Origin of the sequence: Brevundimonas diminuta (genome assembly GCF_022654015.1) — a bacterium.
Taxonomy (GTDB): Bacteria; Pseudomonadota; Alphaproteobacteria; order Caulobacterales; family Caulobacteraceae; genus Brevundimonas; species Brevundimonas diminuta_C.
Window position 1 is genome coordinate 116,896 of record NZ_CP073063.1, and the last position, 15,789, is coordinate 132,684.

General features: G+C 67.2%; 18 protein-coding genes. 9 read left to right on the top strand and 9 right to left on the bottom strand.

Annotated features, from left to right (window positions below; genetic code table 11):
• From rlmH to KAK88_RS00575, 5 genes are all read right to left on the bottom strand, one after another.
• Complete coding sequence (gene rlmH / locus KAK88_RS00555; RefSeq protein ID WP_242077460.1) at positions 1–465, bottom strand: 23S rRNA (pseudouridine(1915)-N(3))-methyltransferase RlmH; 465 nt, start codon at positions 463–465, stop codon at positions 1–3.
• Between the two features lie 4 nt (positions 466–469).
• A complete protein-coding gene (rsfS, locus tag KAK88_RS00560; protein WP_242077461.1) occupies positions 470–904 on the bottom strand; it encodes a ribosome silencing factor in 435 nt (144 codons plus the stop codon).
• Between the two features lie 144 nt (positions 905–1,048).
• Positions 1,049–1,771, bottom strand: coding sequence for a nicotinate-nucleotide adenylyltransferase (locus KAK88_RS00565; RefSeq protein WP_242077462.1), 723 nt, complete (start codon positions 1,769–1,771; stop codon positions 1,049–1,051).
• 22 nt (positions 1,772–1,793) lie between these two features.
• Positions 1,794–2,684, bottom strand: coding sequence for an alpha/beta fold hydrolase (locus tag KAK88_RS00570; RefSeq protein WP_242078532.1), 891 nt, complete (start codon positions 2,682–2,684; stop codon positions 1,794–1,796).
• Positions 2,685–2,686: 2 nt separating this feature from the next.
• Positions 2,687–3,175, bottom strand: coding sequence for a Fur family transcriptional regulator (locus KAK88_RS00575; RefSeq protein WP_017505514.1), 489 nt, complete (start codon positions 3,173–3,175; stop codon positions 2,687–2,689).
• 117 nt (positions 3,176–3,292) lie between these two features.
• Between KAK88_RS00575 and KAK88_RS00580 the strand changes: the two genes are divergently transcribed.
• The gene (locus KAK88_RS00580) at positions 3,293–4,075 is read left to right on the top strand and encodes a SapC family protein (protein WP_055754556.1); all 783 of its coding nucleotides are present in this window, start codon (positions 3,293–3,295) and stop codon (positions 4,073–4,075) included.
• A gap of 61 nt (positions 4,076–4,136) precedes the next feature.
• Here KAK88_RS00580 and KAK88_RS00585 read toward each other — a convergent pair whose 3' ends face one another.
• From KAK88_RS00585 to KAK88_RS00595, 3 genes are all read right to left on the bottom strand, one after another.
• On the bottom strand, positions 4,137–4,544 hold the full coding sequence (locus KAK88_RS00585) for an acyl dehydratase (protein ID WP_242077463.1): 408 nt from the start codon (positions 4,542–4,544) through the stop codon (positions 4,137–4,139).
• Positions 4,545–4,559: 15 nt separating this feature from the next.
• On the bottom strand, positions 4,560–5,591 hold the full coding sequence (locus KAK88_RS00590) for an NADP-dependent oxidoreductase (RefSeq protein ID WP_242077464.1): 1,032 nt from the start codon (positions 5,589–5,591) through the stop codon (positions 4,560–4,562).
• A 337-nt stretch (positions 5,592–5,928) separates the two neighbouring features.
• Positions 5,929–6,723 carry a response regulator gene (locus KAK88_RS00595; protein ID WP_026108480.1) on the bottom strand — a complete coding sequence of 265 codons (795 nt, stop codon included), beginning with the start codon at positions 6,721–6,723 and terminating at the stop codon, positions 5,929–5,931.
• A 201-nt stretch (positions 6,724–6,924) separates the two neighbouring features.
• Here KAK88_RS00595 and KAK88_RS00600 point away from each other — a divergent pair, with 201 nt between their 5' ends.
• The 6 genes from KAK88_RS00600 to obgE all read left to right on the top strand — a co-directional run bounded on the left by KAK88_RS00600 (position 6,925) and on the right by obgE (position 12,364).
• Positions 6,925–7,125 (top strand): NepR family anti-sigma factor, encoded by a 201-nt coding sequence (locus KAK88_RS00600; RefSeq protein WP_112862830.1) that lies wholly within the window; start codon positions 6,925–6,927, stop codon positions 7,123–7,125.
• Positions 7,122–7,733, top strand: a complete 612-nt coding sequence (locus KAK88_RS00605; protein WP_055754558.1) for a sigma-70 family RNA polymerase sigma factor — start codon at positions 7,122–7,124, stop codon at positions 7,731–7,733. Before KAK88_RS00600 ends, KAK88_RS00605 begins: the two co-directional genes overlap by 4 nt.
• Before the next feature lie 102 nt (positions 7,734–7,835).
• Complete coding sequence (locus KAK88_RS00610; protein ID WP_242077465.1) at positions 7,836–9,530, top strand: sensor histidine kinase; 1,695 nt, start codon at positions 7,836–7,838, stop codon at positions 9,528–9,530.
• Positions 9,531–9,580: 50 nt separating this feature from the next.
• Positions 9,581–9,718: an entericidin A/B family lipoprotein gene (locus KAK88_RS00615; RefSeq protein ID WP_017505506.1), complete on the top strand. Its 138-nt coding sequence runs from the start codon at positions 9,581–9,583 to the stop codon at positions 9,716–9,718.
• Positions 9,719–9,810: 92 nt separating this feature from the next.
• Positions 9,811–11,265 (top strand): NAD-dependent succinate-semialdehyde dehydrogenase, encoded by a 1,455-nt coding sequence (locus tag KAK88_RS00620; protein WP_242077466.1) that lies wholly within the window; start codon positions 9,811–9,813, stop codon positions 11,263–11,265.
• A 52-nt stretch (positions 11,266–11,317) separates the two neighbouring features.
• Positions 11,318–12,364, top strand: a complete 1,047-nt coding sequence (gene obgE / locus KAK88_RS00625) for a GTPase ObgE (protein ID WP_055754561.1) — start codon at positions 11,318–11,320, stop codon at positions 12,362–12,364.
• Here obgE and KAK88_RS00630 read toward each other — a convergent pair whose 3' ends face one another.
• The gene (locus tag KAK88_RS00630; protein ID WP_242077467.1) at positions 12,365–13,498 is read right to left on the bottom strand and encodes an AI-2E family transporter; all 1,134 of its coding nucleotides are present in this window, start codon (positions 13,496–13,498) and stop codon (positions 12,365–12,367) included.
• 98 nt (positions 13,499–13,596) lie between these two features.
• Between KAK88_RS00630 and KAK88_RS00635 the strand changes: the two genes are divergently transcribed.
• Both KAK88_RS00635 and KAK88_RS00640 read left to right on the top strand, forming a co-directional pair.
• Positions 13,597–15,171 (top strand): helicase HerA-like domain-containing protein, encoded by a 1,575-nt coding sequence (locus KAK88_RS00635; protein ID WP_242077468.1) that lies wholly within the window; start codon positions 13,597–13,599, stop codon positions 15,169–15,171.
• A gap of 49 nt (positions 15,172–15,220) precedes the next feature.
• On the top strand, positions 15,221–15,781 hold the full coding sequence (locus tag KAK88_RS00640) for a NifU family protein (RefSeq protein ID WP_242077469.1): 561 nt from the start codon (positions 15,221–15,223) through the stop codon (positions 15,779–15,781).
• Positions 15,782–15,789 lie beyond the last annotated feature (8 nt).

Here is a 15,789-nt window from a genome sequence, read left to right on the forward strand (position 1 = left end):
TCAGTCGCGATGATAGGGCGATCCGGCCAGAATGGTCACGGCCCGATACAGCTGTTCGGCCAGCATGGCGCGCGCCAGGGCGTGGGGCCAGGTCTGGGGACCGAAGGCCAGGGTCGAAGACGCGGCCTGGCGCACGCTGACGTCCAGCCCGTCCGCCCCGCCGATGGCGAAGACCAGGCGGCGCTCGCCCTGATCCCTCAGTTTGGCGATGTGGTCGGCGAAGGCGCGCGAGGAATAGGTTTTGCCGCGCTCGTCGCAGGCGATCAGGTGCGATCCTTCCGCGGCCGCGAGGATCAGCTCGGCCTCCGGCGCCTTGCCGGGTCTGCGGGCTTCCAGATCGATCAGTTCGAGGGGACCAAGGCCAAGCGCGCGTCCTGACAGGGTGGCGCGCTTGGCGTAGTCGTCGGCGAGCGTCGCTTCAGGCCCCCGGCCCGGTCGGCCGATGGCGACGATGCTCAGCTTCATGGTGTCAGTCGCGGACCATGCGGTGGGCGGAATCGACCGCCCATATCTTTTCGATGTTGTAGAAGGTGCGCACTTCCGGGCGGAACAGGTGCACGATCACATCGCCGGCGTCGATCAGAACCCAGTCGCAGTGCGGCAGGCCCTCGACCTTGGCCTTGCCGAGGCCCTGTTCCTTGAGCGTGCGCAGCAGGTGGTCGGCGATGGCGCCGACGTGACGGTGCGAACGACCGGACGCCACGATCATGGTGTCGGCCATGGCGCTTTTGCCCTTCAGGTCGATCAGGACCATGTCCTGGGCCTTGTCATCGTCGAGGCGGCTCAGCAGGGCTTCTTCCAGCGGCGTGGAGCCGACCGGGCGGGGAGCGGAATCGTCGAAGCCGCGCGGGGAGGCGTCGGATTCAAAGCCGTCTTCGGAATGGAGAGGTTCGATAGGGTCCATCTCGTGCGCCGTATTCGAAACGGCGGCGTCTTGCGTATCATACGCGGGCGAGGGGGTCAGCGGAGGGCTCCGGGAGCGTTGACTAAAGAAGCCCTCTAGCACGGATGGGCCGCAACGTGAACCGCCGCCCGAATCATCGGGCGATCACGAGGTCGCGCGCACGCCTTTGCCCGTCCTGATCGCCGTGGACGACAGGGGGTTGAGCGGCGCCGTCAGATAGGTCCAGGCGGGCGCCTGAAGCGTCGGCAGAAGCCCCGCCTGCTGGGCGGGAATGCGGAAACCGGCGAAGCGGGCGGCGGCCGGCGCCGTGCGGCTGTCCAGCAGCGACCCCGGCCGGGCGATGACCGCCACAGGCATCAGCCGCATGATGTCGGTCCAGCCTCTCCAGCGGTGGAAGCTGGCCAGATTGTCCGACCCCATCAGCCAGACGAAATGCACGCCGGGATGCCGCGCGACCAGAAGGCGCAGGGTGTCCACGGTCCAGGCGACGCCGGCCCGGCTCTCGAAGTCCGAGACGATCATCGACGGACCGCGTGCATGCTGGCGCGCCGAAGCCATGCGGTCCGCAAGCGGCGCGCTGTGGCGAGCGTCCTTCAAAGGGTTCTGTGGCGACACCAGCCAGACGACGCGGTCGAGATCCAGACGGCGCATGGCGGTCTCGGCGACATGGGCGTGACCGTCGTGGGCGGGATTGAAGGAGCCGCCGAACAGGCCGACCTTCATGCCTGGAGCGAGGATCAAACCGTCGCGCAGCGCCCCGGAGCGGGGGCCGGCGCCTTTGGGCGCGGGACCGGCGTGGAAGAAGGACAAGCGGCGTCTCGGGCGGCGGGCGTTATGCTCAGCGGCGCCCTTATAGCGCGCGCCCATGCTCCGCCTACAGAATTCGTTCTCAGACGGCGGCGTCGAACAGGGCGTCGCGCGCCACGTCGGCATGGGTCATGGGGAACAGGTGCCCGCCGCCGGCCACGACCTCGACCGAGACATTGGGCAGGCCACGGGGCCGGACCGGCACATGAGTCAGGGCGCCGTGTTCGGCTTTGAGGATGCGAACCGGTCCGGGATAGCGTTTCATGGCCCGCCACGGATCGTGCGCCTGGGCCGCATAGTTGGCCGCCTCCCAAGCCGGCGCCGCGGTCAGGCTGAACCCGCCGTCGCCTTCGTTCAGGCCTTCGGAAAGATAGTCGGCCAGTACCATGTCGGGCCAACCCTTGAAGGCGCCGCGCCCACGATAGGCGGCCATGGCCTGTTCGCGGCTGTCGAACTGGCTGCGACGGCGCAGGGTGGCCTTGGCGATTGGGATCGCCTTCATCAGCTTGTGGGCGAAGGGCAGGTTGAAGGCGAAGACAGCCGAACGTTTCCAGATCACCGGATCGAACAGCACCAGGCTGGACACCCGATCCGGCCGGACGGCGGCCGCCAGAAGCGAGGCCGTGCCGCCCATCGAATGGCCGGCCAAGACCACCGGCGGGCCGTCGATGGCCTCCAGCAGCGCCAGCAGGTCGTCACGATGGTCCAGCCAGCTGGTCTTGGGCCGCGCGAAGGTCGGCAGCGCAGACCGACCATGGCCGCGCAGATCCGGCGCCCAGATCCGCAAGGACGCCGACAGCGGCGACAACAGGCTGCGATAGGTGGCGGCGTTGAAGCCGTTGGCGTGAGAGAAGATCAGATCGACCGGCCGGTTCGGATCGCCGAAATCCAGCACGGCCATCTCGCCGGCGCCCCAGCGATTGTCGATCGGCACGGACAGGCGACGCGGTGGGGACATCAACGCCGCATCCATGGTCATGCGACGTCGCGACAGGCGGCGCAGCGACCGTGCGCCTCGATCGTCGTGCGGGCGATGGCGTAACCGGCGGCCGAGGCGGCGGCGTTCATGGCGCTCTGATCCGGGCCGCTGACCTCGCGCGTCGCGCCGCAGCAGTCGCAGATCAGAAAGGCGGCCGCGTGGGCGGCTTCGCCGTCGTCGGTGCAGGCGACATAGGCGCTGATGGAGGCGATGCGGTGGACCATGCCCAGGCGTTCCAGGAACTCCAGCGCGCGATAGACGGTGGGCGGCTTGGCGGCCTGGCCGTCTTCGCCGAAGCGGGCGATCAGATCGTAGGCCTTCACCGGCTCGCCGCTTTCCAGCAGCAGGGCCAGGACGCGACGGCGCTGGGCGGTCATCCGCTCGCCCTGCTGAACCGCGCGCGCCTCGGCCGCCGCCAGGGCGCGGTCCAGCGCCCCGCCGTTCAGGCCGGAGTGGTCATGGTCATGATCGCAGGCGGAACCCATACGCCACAGCTAATGGCTGGCGACCCCCACTGCAACCGACGCATCGCGGGTTTGCCGGTTGCGCGGCGTTGGGCTAGAAGGCGCGCCTCCGATCTTTAACCAGAGCGTCCTCGCTTCATGACCGACACGAACAATTCGCCGCTTGAAGGCAACGTCCTCTTCTATACCAACCCTGAACCGCTGGATCAGAGCGTCCACGGCGGCCTGGGCGTGAACCCGAGCGACAAGCCCTACGCCTTCGTGGCCCAGACCAATATCGTGCCGCTGACGGTCACCGAATTCTCGGCCGCCGCCCTCTCCTATCCGATCATCTTCACCGGCGATAACCGCCAGCCGGTCGCCGTGATGGGCCTGAGCTCCAACGAGAACCTGTTCGTCGCGCCCGACGGCGAGTTCCGCGCCGACGCCTATGTACCGGCCTATGTGCGCCGTTATCCGTTCGTCTTCGCCGACGACAAGCAGAACCAGCGCCTGATCCTGTGCATCGACCGCGGCGCCTCGATCGTCGCCGAAGGCGGCCAGAACCCGCTGTTCGTCGACGGCCAGCCCAGCGATTACACGAACATGGCGATGGAGTTCTGCAACAACTTCGAACAGGAGCGCCAGCGCACCGAGGGCTTCGTCGCCCTGGTCAAGGATCTGGACCTGCTGGACATCCGCGAAGCCCACTTCACGCCGCGCAATCCCGACGGCACGCCGGGTCAGCCGCAGAAGCTAGCCGAATATTATGCGGTGTCGGAAGACAAGCTGCGCGCCCTGCCCGCCGAGAAGCTGGTCGAACTGCGCGACAACGGCGCGCTGGGCCAGATCTACGCCCACCTGGTGTCGCTGGTCGGTTGGGATCGCCTGATCGCCATGGCCGTGATGCGTCAGGCGCAGGCTCCGACCTCGGTCAACTAAGACCCGGTCTGTCGAAGATCGATCAACGCCCCGCCGGTTCGCCAGCGGGGTGTTTTTCGTTTCAGCGACGTGAGAACAGCGCCCGGGTCAGGCAGGAAAAGACCAGACGCCCGGCCTCGTCCAGCAGGTCATGCGAGGCGATGACGATGCCCTTGTCGTCGCCGACCGGATCCTTGCCCATCACCGTCATGCGACCCCGCAAGAGTTCGCCGGCTGGGGGATTGCGCATGTAACGCAGCCCATCGACGGCCAGGACCTTGGTCTGGGCCCAGCCGCCAGACTTGTCGGCCGCCAGTCGGCTCCACAGCACATAGACCATGGCGTCCGGCGCGCCGTAGGCCACGTCCCAGCCCGGCGAGAACCGCTCGATGAAGACGTCCAGCGCGGCTTGATCGACCGCACAGGCGCCCAGCGGCACGACCTGCCCCACCTCCAGGTCTTCGAAATGGACGTGCAGCGGATCGCTCATGCGCAGACCTTGGGTTCAGGCGGGTTCTTCGGAAACGCGAACCAGCAGCTTGCCGTCGTGATCGCCGGTGAACAAGCGATTCAACGACCCCACCGCGCCTTCCAGCCCGTCGTCGACGTGAACCTTCCACTTCACACGGCCGTCCGCCAGCCATGGGCCCATCTCCGCCACCATCTCGCGAGCGCGCGGGGCGTAATCCAGGACCAGGAAGCCCTGGACGTGCAGGCGATGGGTGATGATGCGCGCGAAGTTCGGCGACGGCGGCGCCTTGGTTGCATTGTAGGAGGACACCAGGCCGCAGACCGCCATCCGCCCGTGGACCTTTAGACGGTTGAAGACCGCGATCATGATGTCGCCGCCGACATTCTCGAAGTTCAGATCGACGCCGTCCGGGGCCAGGCGGTCCAGCGCCTCGCCGACATCCTCGTTCTTGTAATCGATGGCCGCGTCGAAGCCGAGTTCGTCGGTCAGCCAGGCGCACTTCTGCGGACCGCCCGCGATGCCGATGACGCGGCAGCCGCGCTGTTTGGCGATCTGCCCCGCGATGGAACCGACCGCGCCGGCCGCCGCCGAGATGACGATCGTCTCGCCTTCCCTGGCCTTCAACACATCGGTGACGCCGAAATAGGCGGTCAGGCCGGTCATGCCGAGCACGGACATATTGGCGGTCAGCGGCAGGCCGGGCGCACGGTGGACCGGGCGAAGACCGCCTTCCGGCACGACCGCATAGTCGGCCCAGCCGCCCGAGGTCGGCATGACGACATCGCCTGTTTTGAAGCGGCTGGATCGCGAGGCTTCGACCACGCCCAGCGTCAGGCCGCGCATGACCTCCCCCAGTCCGACCGGCGGCAGATAGCCCTCGGAATCGTTCATCCAGGTGCGATTGGTCGGGTCCAGCGACAGATAGACCGTGCGGACCAGCACCTCGTTTTCCTGCAGATCAGGGATGGCCGTCTCGATCAGTTCCAGATCGCCGGGCTGGATCAGGCCCTTGGGGCGCTGGCGCAGCACCCATTGACGGTTCGTCTTGCCGCTTGTCGAAGCCATTGGCGTCTCTCCGTGCGTTTTCTTTGACCACCATCTTGGCCGCGACGGCGGCTTCGGTCGAGGTGTGCGCCAAGAAAAAAGCGACCCTTTCGGATCGCTTTGAAGTGGCATCATCGAGAATGAGGCGCGGAGGCGGCATGATCAGCTTTCGCAGATCAAGTCGGGGGGCGTCGCCGCCTCCACGGACCGATAACGGCGGCGCCCGAAGCCGGTTCCCGTCCTCGATCGCTTTTTTTGCGCTTTCGTACCTTGTCCCATCAATGCCGGCGCAAACCAAAGAAAAGGCCTCGATCCCGAGGGACCGAGGCCGATCTTGTCGTCAACGAAAGATCGCGTTTTAAGCGGCTTCCTTCTGGCGCGACGGGTGGAAGAACAGCGCCTGGCTGATCGCCGCCTTCACCGTCTCCGGCTGGAAGGGCTTGGTGATCAGGAAGGTCGGTTCGGGACGCTCGCCGGTCAGCAGACGCTCCGGGAAGGCGGTGATGAAGATCACCGGCACGTCCATGGTCTTCAAAATATCCTTGACCGCATCAATGCCCGACGAACCGTCGGCCAGCTGGATGTCGGCCAGCACCAGACCCGGCTTGTGGCGGGCGACGGCGTCGATCGCCTCGTCGTGCGTCGTGGCGGTGCCGGTGACGCGGTGACCCAGTTCGGTCACCAGGCTCTGGATGTCGGCCGAAATAATGGCCTCGTCCTCGATGACCAAAACGTCGGTGGCCAGTTCGGCGTCGATGTCGGCCTGGGCGTCCGCGATCAGACGCTCAACGTCACGCGGATCGGCGGACAGGATTTGTGCGGCTTCAGAAGGGGTGAAGCCCTCAAGGGCGGTCAGCAGGAAGGCCTGACGCGAGCGCGGCGCGATGCGCAGCAGACGCTGCGAGGCGTCGCTGCCCGTGGTTTCCAGCGTGCCGGTTTCCAGTTGCGCGCCGGTCGAGGACCAGATGGCGTGGAAGACGTGATAAAGAGCGACCCGCGGCGTCATATCAGCCGACAGTTGCTGTTCGCCGGCGGCCAGGGCCTCCAAAGCGACACGGACATAGTTGTCGCCCGTGGATTGATCGCCGGTCAGGGCGCGTGCGTAACGGCGCACATAAGGAAGGTGCGGCGCGAGTCTGGCCAGAAGGCTCATTCAGATAGTCCCCGACAAATCACAGCCCGGCCGGCAAGGCGGGGCGCTACATCAGCCCTAAACGTCACATTCGCATCACGGTTCCGCCGTGGCTGACAAGCTTTAGCATTAAAAACCGGTCATGTAGGAACCCGGCCGGTCTGATGACGTTTGAGACCGACATCTCTTAGCGATGACAGTTGGGTGGGCTTGGCTCTGTCTATGATCGATTCTCCGGACTCCTCTCGTCCCAAAGGCGAACAGAAGGGGGAGGCAGGGCTTGAAGAAGCTCGTCTTCGCCAACAGGCCATCGGCGTCAAGCTGCGGCATATGTTCGACGAGGTCGTCAACGAACCCGTGCCTGATGAGTTTCTCGATATTTTGAAACGCGCCGACGCCAAGTCTTCGGACAGCGCCGCATGAGCACCTCACGCCTGGGGGCCGCCCCAAAACCCGCGTCGGCCGACGACGAGGGCTTCAAGCGCGAACTGGTGCTGCTGATCCCGCATCTGCGCGCTTTCGCCCGCACCCTGACTGGCGACCCCACCGCCGCCGACGATCTGGCGCAGGACGCCATGATGAAGGCCTGGGACGCGCGCGCCAGCTATCAGATGGGCACGAACATGAAGGCCTGGACCTTCATGATCCTGCGCAACCAGTTCTATTCCGAAAAACGCCGCTCGTGGCGTCAGTCGCAGCTGGATCAGGAAGCCGCCGAACGGACCCTGGTCGCCGTGGACGATCCCGAGGCGCCCGTCGCCTTGGACGAACTGCGTCAAGCTTTGAAGACCCTGCCCGAAGAGCAGCGCGAGGCCTTGATTCTGGTCGGCGCCGGCGGCTTCGCCTATGAAGAAGCGGCCGAAATCTGCGGCTGTGCGGTCGGCACGGTAAAGAGCCGCGTCAGCCGCGCACGCCGGGCCTTGCAAGCCACCCTGGAACGGGGCGGCTATGGCCGCGACGGCAAGGCGGCAGGCGACGCCATGCGCTCGATTCTGGGCGAGGCCGACAGGCTGGCCGGCGCCCGGAGCTGATCTGCGGTGAATGAGACGACCAGGGAGGCCTCAAGGTCGCGGCTCGGTCGCACTTGGAAATCGGATCGCTTTCAGGGCATCCGGTTTAGACTGGGCGCGGCCATGGCCATGGCCCTGCTGCCGATCTTCGTGCTCAGCCTGATCCAGACCCAGGCGGACTTCCAAAGACAGGCGGACGATCGACAGGTCGATCTGCAACTGGCCGCCGAACGCAGCGCCTCCAGCGCCAAGGCCAAGCTGGACAGCGCCCAGGTGCTGCTGCGCGCGCTCAGCCCCGATGCGGTCGGCCCCTATTGCGCACCGCGCCTGACGGCGCTCGTCGGACGACTGGAAGGTTACGAGGGTCTCTATCGCATCAGCCCGACGGGCGAGGCGGTCTGCGCCTCAGGCCGGGCGGACGGCGTGAGATCCGGCGTGGCGCCGGCCGCCCGGGCGACCTGGTTCCAGCGGCTGCGCAATGGCGAAGAACTGGTCGTTATGCGCGCGCCCGATGGCGCCGGCTATGAAGGCGCGCTGATCGTGGCCACCCGCGCCGAGCGGCCGATGGGCCGGTTCGACGGCGCCATGGTCGCCGTGATTCCCTTCTCCGCCCTGCAACCCGATGTGGCCGACCCCGCCCTGCCCTCTGACGCGGAGGCGGCATTGACCGACGGCGCCGGCCGCATTCTGACGGCCAGTGATCCCGACGTCTTCAAACTGTCGGCTGGCGACGACATCGCGGGCTGGGTCGGCCGGGCGCGCGATCAGGGCTCTGCGGTGTTCGAGGCCAAGGATGCGCAGAATCAGCGCCGCGACTATGCGGGCGCGGCCTTGGCCGGCGGCGATCTTTACGCCCTGTTGTCGGCCCCGGCGCCCGGCTGGCTGTCATGGGCGCGGCTCAATCCGATCGGCACCCTGTTGCTGCCGCTGGGCGCCTGGTTGACGGCGTTCGCGGCGGTGATGCTGCTGTCCGAACGCATCTTCATTCGCTGGCTGGATTATCTGGAGCGGGTCGCAGCCATCTACGCCAAGGGCCGGTTCTCGGTGCGTCCGCTGCAGGCTATGAACGCCCCGTCGGAAATCCGCACCATGGCGCGCACCCTGGACGAGATGGCCGAGGCCATCACCCTGCGCGACCGCGAGCTGACGGACGCCTTGGTGGAAAAGGACGCGCTGATGCGCGAGATCCATCACCGGGTGAAGAACAACCTTCAGATCATCTCCTCCCTGCTGTCGATGCAGCAGCGCGCCCTGACCGATGCGCCGGCCAAGGCGGCTCTGGGCGATACGCGCCAGCGCATCTCGGCCTTGGCCCTGATCTATCGCACCCTCTATCAGAGCAACGACATCCGCCACGCCGATGCGCGCGAGTTTCTGAACGAACTGGTGGGCCAACTGATCGCCAGCGAAGCCGGGCGCGGACCGGTGGTCATCAGCTCGGTGGACGCCGATTCCCTGCACGTCGATCCGGACAAGCTGGCGCCCCTGGCGCTGTGGCTGGTCGAGGCGGTCAGCAATGCGCAGAAACACGCCTTCGCCCACAGCGGCGGCGAGCTGAAGGTCCGCTTCCGCGTCCAGGGCGAGACATCGGTTCTGGAAGTCGAGGACAATGGCCCGGGCGCCCAGGCCGGCGCCGAGGTCGGGGTGGGCCGCACCCTGATGAGCGCCTTCGCCAAACAGCTGCGCGGCGAGACCGAGTTCGACACTCCTGCCGGCGGCGGCACCATCGCCCGCATGATCTTCGCCACCCCCGAAGCCCTCGCGCCCGTCGATCCGGCGGACAAGACGCCCGGAACCGCAGCGCTGGCATCGCGTTGATGAGACGAGACCGGCGGAGTTTCACCCCGGCCAACCCTGGAGCTTCCCCTATGCGCAAGATTTTCGTTCTGGTCGCCGCCGCCGCCGCCCTGACCACCGCCGCCTGCAACACCGTCGAAGGCGTGGGCCGCGACACCCAGGCCGCCGGCCAGGCCGTGACCGGCGCCGCCCAAGACGCCAAGAACTAATCGACGGCCGCAGCCCAGGCTGCTGCATTCGACCGGCAAGGCCCCGCACCGTCGGGGCCTTGTTCGTTTCAGGACCGCGACAGGAGCCATCCGTGAACCAGACCGCCCGCGACGCCGGCCTCAAACTCTTGCGCCAGCACGCCCTGATCGCCGGCAAGGCCGTTCCGGCCAACGGCGGCGGCATCGCCGTCGATGATCCGGCGACCGGCGATGTGATCGGCCATGTCCCCGATCTGGGCGCCGCCGAGACCGAACAGGCCATCGCGGCGGCGAGCGAGACGTTCAAGATTTGGTCGCGATCCGATCCGCACGCGCGTGCGGCCTTTCTGCGCAAATGGGCGGCGCTGATCGACGACAATCTTGAGGGTCTGGGCGCCCTGATGGCGCTGGAGAACGGCAAGCCATTCGAGGAGGCCGAGGGCGAGGTCACCTACGCCAACGGTTTCCTGAAATGGTTCGCGGGCCAGGCCGAGCGGCTGATCGGCGAGACCCAGGACAGTCCGCTGGGCCATCTGATCCTAACCTATCGCGAGGCGGTCGGGCCCTGCGCCCTGATCACGCCCTGGAACTTCCCCGCCGCCATGCTGACGCGAAAGCTGGGGCCGGCGTTCGCGGCGGGCTGCACCGCCGTGGTCAAGCCGGCCAGTCAGACGCCCTTCACCGCCATCGCCCTGGCCGAACTCGCCTATGAAGCCGGCCTGCCGAAAGCCGCCCTGTCGATCGTCACCGGCGACGCCGCCACCATCGGCAAGGCGCTGACCGACAGCCCGGACATTCGCAAACTGTCCTTCACTGGCTCGACCGGCGTGGGTCGAAAGCTGGCCGAGCAATGCGCCGGAACGCTGAAGCGGGTGTCGATGGAGCTGGGCGGCGCGGCGCCGCTGATCGTCTTCGCCGACGCCGATCTGGATCTGGCTGTCGCCGAAACGATCAAGGGCAAGTTCAGGAACTCGGGCCAGACCTGCGTCTGTCCGAACCGCGTCTATGTCGAGCGATCGGTCGCGGAGACCTATGCCGAGAAACTGGCCGCCGAGGTGGCCAAGATCGTGGTCGGTCCCGCCTTCGACGACGGCGTGAAGGTCGGGCCGCTGATCGAGGACAAGGCCATCGACAAGGTCGAAAAGCACGTCGCGGCGATCAAGGCCGACGGCGGCCGGGTCCTGACCGGCGGGTCGCGCCACGATCTGGGCGGCCGCTTCTTCCAGCCGACCGTGACCCTGGGCGGCGACGACGCCCTGTTCCGCGAGGAAGAGACGTTCGGCCCTATGATCCCCGTCTTCGCCTTCGACACCGAGGACGAGGCGCTGGAGAAGGCCAACGCCAGCGACTACGGCCTGGCCTCCTATCTGTTCACCCGCGACCTGGACCGCGCCATGCGGTTCAGCCGGCGGATCGAGGCGGGCATGTGCGGGGTCAACACCGGCCTGATCTCCACCGCCGTCGCGCCGTTCGGCGGGGTCAAGCAGTCGGGCTATGGCCGCGAAGGCTCGATCCACGGCATTGACGAATATGTGGACGTCAAGACGGTGACGCTGGCGCTGAAATAGCGCCGGGTCGCCGGGCCTGTAATTCGCCGCGCTTCTGCGGCATAAGCCCGCGATGAAGTTCCTCGACCAGGCCAAGATCTATATCCGCTCCGGCAACGGCGGCGCGGGCTCCGTGTCGTTTCGACGCGAGAAATTCATCCCGAACGGCGGTCCCGACGGCGGCGACGGCGGCAAGGGCGGGGATGTCTGGATCGAGGCGGTCGAGGGTCTGAACACCCTGATCGACTATCGCTATCAGCAGCATTTCAAGGCCCAGACCGGCCACCACGGCCAAGGGCGCCAGATGCATGGCGGCAAGGGCGAGGACGTGCATCTGAAGGTGCCCGTCGGCACTCAGGTGCTGGACGAGGACAAGGAAACGGTCCTGCTGGACATGGACACGCCCGGCAAGATGGAGCTGTTGCTGAAGGGCGGCAACGGCGGCTGGGGCAATGTGCGCTTCAAGGGGCCGACCAATCAGGCGCCGACCTACGCCAACCCCGGCCAGGACGGGCAGGAGCGCTGGATCTGGCTGCGGCTGAAGCTGATCGCCGACATCGGTCTGGCGGGCCTGCCCAACGCGGGCAAATCGACCTTCCTGTCGGCCGCCAGCGCCGCCAAGCCCAAGATCGCCGACTATCCGTTCACCACCCTGGCCCCGAACCTGGGGATGGTGGACCTGTCGCCGTCAGAGCGGTTCGTCATCGCCGACATTCCCGGCCTGATCGAGGGCGCCAGCGAGGGCGCGGGACTGGGCACGCGGTTCCTGGGCCACGTCGAACGCTCGGCCAGCTTGATCCATCTGATCGACGGCACCCAGGACGATGTGGTCGAGGCGTACCGCATCATTCGGGGCGAGCTTGAAGCCTATGGCGAGGGTCTGGCGGACAAGGCCGAGATCCTGGCCCTGAACAAGATCGACGCCCTGACGCCCGAAGCGCGCGAGGAGAAGGCCGCCGAACTGGAGGCCGTCGCCGGTCGCCGCCCCATGCTGGTGTCCGGCGTGTCGGGCGAGGGCGTGCCCGCCCTTCTGCGCGCGGCCTGGGCCGAGGTGAAGAAGACGCGCGGCGCCCTGGCCGGCGACAGCGACGCGGACCAGATCAGCGGCTGGCAGCCCTGATCAGCCCTCCGCTGCGGGTTCCGGTTTGGGTTTGCGGCGGGTCGATTTCGGCTTGTCGGTCGTCTTGCCCTCGTTAGCATAGGGCTCGCCGTCGCCCGACAGCAGGATCGCCATCCAGCGCGAACCCTTGAACTCGGCCAGGATCGCCATGGCCATGACCGCCAGCGGCGTTGAAAGGAACATGCCGACGACGCCCCACAGCTTGCCCCAGAAGGCCAGCGCCAGCAGCACCACGACCGGGTCGATGTTCTGGTTGTCGCCCTGCATGCGCGGCTGGATGAAGTTGCCGACGACGAACAGGATCACCTGCAACCCGACCAGCAGGATGGCGGCGGGCCAATAGCTTTCGAACTGGACCAGGGCGAACAGCGGCGGTGCAAGGCCCGCAACCGCCCCGCCCAGCACGGGGATGAAGCCGACGATGAAGATGACGAAGGTCCAGAACTCGGCGTTCTGAAGCCCGACCGCCCGCATCAGGATCCAGGCGACGACGCAGATCATCGCGCCGGTCACTGACTGCACCCAGATATAGCCCTCGACCCCGCCGCGCACGCGCTGGAACACCGCGACCGCCTCGTCGCGCTGGACCTCGGACGGGAACATGGCGACGATCTTGCGCCGGAAGCCGACCTGCGAGGCCAGCAGAAAGCCCAGATAGATCAGGACGAAGAAGGCGCCCGAGGCGATGCCCTGCACCTGGAACGCCATGGAGGTCAGCCAGCCGCGCACATCGACGCCGTTGATCAGATCCTGCGCCGTGGGCGGATTGGCCAGACGCACCAGCCCATAGGCGTCGCGAATGATCTGATCGATGCGCGGGCCGATGTTCTGGGACACGCCGGACGCCTCGCCGAAGAAGCCCGCCGCCCCATTCACGATGATGGCGATGGAGGCGAAGAAGGCCAGCACCACCAGCGTCAGGGCTGCGATCCCGGCCATGCGGCTGTTCAACGGCGTGCGCGCCTCGACCGATCGCTTCACCCCGTCGATCATGATCAAGAGGAAGATGGCCATCGCCAGCGGCGTCAGGATATCCCGCAGCCAGTAGATCGCCGCCCCGGCCGCGACCGTGGCGATGACGCCGAGGGCATTGCGAGCAGCGACCAAAGACGGCGTGGCGATGGGGTTTTTCATGATCGTGTTGTCGAACCGCCCGCCCTCGCCGTCAATCGCTGTTCCGAGCGCGCAGGGAACGCGCTAGACCTTTGCCGGAGACGCCATCGGAGACCCTAATGCCCGACGCCCTGCCCGGCCTGTTCCTCGGCCAGTCCGACGCCGCCCAGCCGGAAAACCTGCTGTTCAACCGCGCCAACCGCCACGGCGTCGTCGCCGGCGCGACGGGCACCGGCAAGACGGTCACGCTGCAGATCATGGCCCAGGGCTTTTCCGACGCCGGGGTGCCGGTCTTCTGCGCCGATGTGAAGGGCGACCTGTCGGGCATCTCTCAGGTCGGCGCGCCGAATGAGAAGCTGATCGCCCGCGCAGCCGAGATGGGCGTGACCCTGACGCCGCGCGCCGCTCCGACCGTCTTCTGGGACCTGTATGGCCAGAAAGGGCATCCGATCCGCACCACGGTGTCAGAGATCGGCCCGGTGCTGATGGCGCGGATGCTGAACCTGAACGAGGTGCAGGAGGGCGTGCTGACCGTCGTCTTCCACGTCGCGGACAAGGAAGGTCTGCTGCTGCTGGACCTGGACGATCTGAGAAGCCTGCTCGTCTATGTCGGCGAGAACGCCGAGCGGATCGGGCGCGAGGTCGGCAACGTCGCCCCCGCCTCCATCGCCGCCATCCAGCGCGCGCTGTTGCAGGTCGAGCAGCAGGGCGGCGACGCCTTCTTCGGCGAGCCGGCGCTGAAGCTGGAAGACATGATCCGCGTCGGGCTGGACGGCCGGGGCCAGGTCAATGTGCTGGACTCGACCCGGCTGATGAACAGTCCGCGCCTGTATGCGGCCTTCCTGCTGTGGCTGCTGTCGGAGCTGTTCGAACAGCTGCCCGAGGTGGGCGATCCGGAAAAGCCGCGCCTGGTCTTCTTCTTCGACGAGGCCCACCTGCTGTTCAACGACGCGCCCCGCGCCCTGTTGGAAAAGGTCGAACAGGTCGTGCGCCTGATCCGATCCAAGGGGGTCGGCATCTATTTCGTGACGCAAAACCCGGCCGATATTCCCGACAGCGTCCTGGCCCAGCTGGGCAACCGCATTCAGCATGCGCTGCGCGCCTATACGCCGTCCGAACAGAAGGGGCTGAAGGCCGCCTCGCAGAGCTTCCGCGCCAACGCCGCCTTCGACACGGCCGAGGCCATTCAGGCTCTGGGCGTGGGCGAGGCCCTGGTGTCCGTGCTGGACGAAAAGGGCGCGCCGACCATCGTGGCCCGCACCAGGATCCGCCCGCCGGCCTCGCGCCTGGGGCCGGCGACCGACGCTGAGCGCGCCGCCGTCATGGCCGCCAGTCCGGTGCGGGGCCTTTACGAGCAGGTGCTGAACCGCGAATCCGCCGCGGAAATCCTGGCCAACCGCCACAGCGCCGCCGATCAGGCTCAAATTCAGGCCCAAATTCAGGCCAAGGCGCAGGCCGAGGCCGACAAGGCCGCCGCCGCTCAGGCCAAGGCCGATCAGAAGGCCGCCGAAGCCCGGGCCAAGGCTCAAGCTCAGGCCGAGGCGCGGGCGGCGCGCGAGGCGGCGAAGCCTGCGCGTCGGTCCACCCGCGAAACGCCGGTCGAGGCGCTGACCAAGTCGGTCCTGCGCACCGCCGGATCGACCCTGACCCGCGAGCTGATGCGCGGCCTGCTGGGCGGGTTGAAGCGGCGCTAGGTTCCGCTCGGGTCTTGCAACGGGGCGGTGGCGAGCGCATCTCCCGCCCATGTTCATCCAGACCGAACCCACGCCCAACCCGAACGTGCTGAAGTTCCTGCCCGGCCGCGAAGTGTCGCCGACCGCCGCGCTGGAATATCGCACCATCGACGAGGCGACGGCCTCTCCGCTGGCGGAGGCCTTGTTCGAGCTGGAAGGCGTCGACGGCGTCTTCTTCGGCGCGGACTATGTTTCGGTGACCCGCCAGCCGCAGGGTCCGGAATGGTCCGAGATGAAGGCGCCGATCCTAGGCGTCGTCATGGATCACTTTGTCTCGGGTCAGGCGCTCACGCGCGGCGCCGGCGGCGAAACCGACGACCATGCCGAGGACGACAGCGAGATCGTCGCCGAGATCAAGGCCCTGCTGGACAGCCGCATTCGCCCCGCCGTGGCCCAGGACGGCGGCGACATCCTGTTCGATTCCTTCGACGAGGCGACCGGCGTTCTGAATCTGCGGATGCGCGGCGCCTGCGCCGGCTGCCCGTCGTCGTCGGCGACCTTGAAGGCCGGGGTCGAGCAGATGATGCGCCACTATGTGCCCGAGGTGACGCGGGTCGAGCAGACCCTCTGATCCGGACG